The following is a 1,937-nucleotide window of genomic DNA, read 5'->3' on the forward strand; positions in this document are numbered from 1 at the left end:
ACCGATATTCGAAGAAAGAGTACGCAAGGGGAGATGTCCACATAAACACGGCAGAAGGTGTTTTCTCCCTGCTCAAGTCTTGGCTCAGGATGCTCAGGGGAGTGAGAAAGGATAAGCTTTGGAGGGTCCTGAAACTCTTTGAGTTTAGGTTTGACTTCAGGGACCTCAACCCCTTTGACAGACTCTCGGCCCTCTTTGGTCTTCTCCTCTAGCAGACCTCAGCATCGGCGATGCGTGCCTATTTAGCTGGATCATTCGTCAACTCTTGAAAAGGACTCATAACCGCAACAACTTTGAAAGGAAGGCGTCAACTCCCCAGAGTCAAGAGTCTTGAACCACCGATCAGGTTCAACGGAGCGACAAATTTCAACAAGGGTATCAACTATTTGAGGTAGAAGAGCGAAATTGGTTGATTTAAGTTCTGCCCCCGAATTCAATACCTTTCCAGAATTTTCTCAGCTCTCGGTTAATTTTTCTCGGATCGTTCAAAGGCAAAAAGTTGTCTCGCTTCAAAAATCAGCTTTTTAAGTTTCTCCTCTTTCAGCTGGGTCCTTCTCTTGAGCTTCTCTATTTCCTGAAGCAAGACGTCCTTTGTAAGTATCACGTCGGCCAGGAACAGCCTTTCAAAAGTCTCCCTATCGCATGAGCGCAATATCGTCACGGGATACAGTTTCTTGGTCTCTATTATTTTCTCCAAGCTCATTCCAAAAGGACAGACACCACCCCCACAGCGCCAGCAGAGCAATCTCATCCCTTTACCGTTCGCGTACCTTATCGCCTCAGTGGAAACGCGAGTGTTAGCACCAGCCAAACCTCATCGAAGTGAAGACCTTTCCCCAAGGTACTGCCCTCATTGAGGTCGAGGAAACGGGCGTAGGTGTAGAGGACATCTTTGGCGTCAACCACGCCCCCGGGCTGGTTGTGGAACTTGCACTCCACCATGCACCTTACCTTCCTTCCCTCCATCCTTTCGGCAATTATGTCGATCTCATGCCGCAGATACCTGCCCTCGACGATTGCTCTCAGCTTAGTCCTATACCCGTACTCTCCGAGAACCCTGGCCACAAAATTTTCGAAAGGATACCCGGTCGGCCCCAGCCGCATAATCGCCCCTTTTAGGTCGTAGCGCATAGCGGCTTGAATTTGTTCCTTTCGGAGGAGGAACTTTACGCGCTTCAGAATTTCTTGGGTAGTTATTCCATCGTGAAGCGTACCTCTTATTTTCTCGACGATCTTCCTAGCCGTTGCCTCACTTACGCCGGATCTCAGCAGAGTCCGCATTATTTTTTCCGGCTTGAAATCCTCAACGCTGCCATCCGCCTTAATTACCTTTAATGCCAAAAAACCGCCTGTATTATTTGGAGCCGTTAACGGAATATATCTATCTTTATCGCGTTATTGTGATCTCAAACAGAAAGTGCTGGGCACTAGGATGTCGACCTCAGCTTTATCAATTCTGCCATTATGCTCACGGCGATCTCCTCGGGTGTCCTCGCACCTATGTTAAGACCTATTGGCCCCTTTATCTTCTCGATCTTCTCGGCCGCTACGCCTTCCTCCTTGAGCCTCTCTCTAAACTTGGCTATTTTTCCTGGACTCCCTAAGATTCCCAAGAATGCGACCTCTTCGACGACGAACCTTCTCAAGGCGGCCAAGTCGAACATGGGCTCCCCATAGACGATTAAAACATAAGTGTTTCTGTCAACTTGGACCTCCTTTAACGCTTCCTCGAAGTTCTCACGGCAGATAATCCTCGCGTTTGGGAATCGCTCTTTCGTGGCGGTTTCGAAGTTGTTGTCGACAACAACTATTTCGAATCCTAAGATTTCCCCAATCTTGTAAGTCGGCAGTGCAATGTGTCCTGAACCGACAATCACCATCTTCGGCCGTGGCTTGATTACATCCACAAAAACCGTCATCTCACCCCCGCACCAGAG

3 protein-coding genes and 1 pseudogene are annotated in these 1,937 nt (G+C 48.6%); 1 reads left to right on the plus strand and 3 read right to left on the minus strand.

Going from position 1 to position 1,937, the window contains the following annotated elements:
• A pseudogene (locus ACP5PX_RS08110) lies at positions 1-212 on the plus strand (IS1595 family transposase); the annotation flags it as partial.
• 254 nt (positions 213-466) lie between these two features.
• On the opposite strand, the gene ACP5PX_RS08115 reads toward ACP5PX_RS08110, so the two are convergent.
• From ACP5PX_RS08115 to ACP5PX_RS08125, 3 genes are all read right to left on the minus strand, one after another.
• Entirely contained in the window at positions 467-751 is a 285-nt protein-coding gene (locus tag ACP5PX_RS08115) for a hypothetical protein (protein ID WP_428085443.1), read from the minus strand.
• A gap of 20 nt (positions 752-771) precedes the next feature.
• Entirely contained in the window at positions 772-1,341 is a 570-nt protein-coding gene (locus ACP5PX_RS08120) for an ATP cone domain-containing protein (protein WP_428085444.1), read from the minus strand.
• An 86-nt stretch (positions 1,342-1,427) separates the two neighbouring features.
• Positions 1,428-1,937 (minus strand): XdhC family protein (locus tag ACP5PX_RS08125; protein WP_428085445.1); only part of this gene is annotated, 510 nt, incomplete at its 5' end.

The organism is Hadarchaeum sp. (SeqCode), from assembly GCF_049969415.1.
Taxonomy (GTDB): domain Archaea; phylum Hadarchaeota; class Hadarchaeia; order Hadarchaeales; family Hadarchaeaceae; genus Hadarchaeum.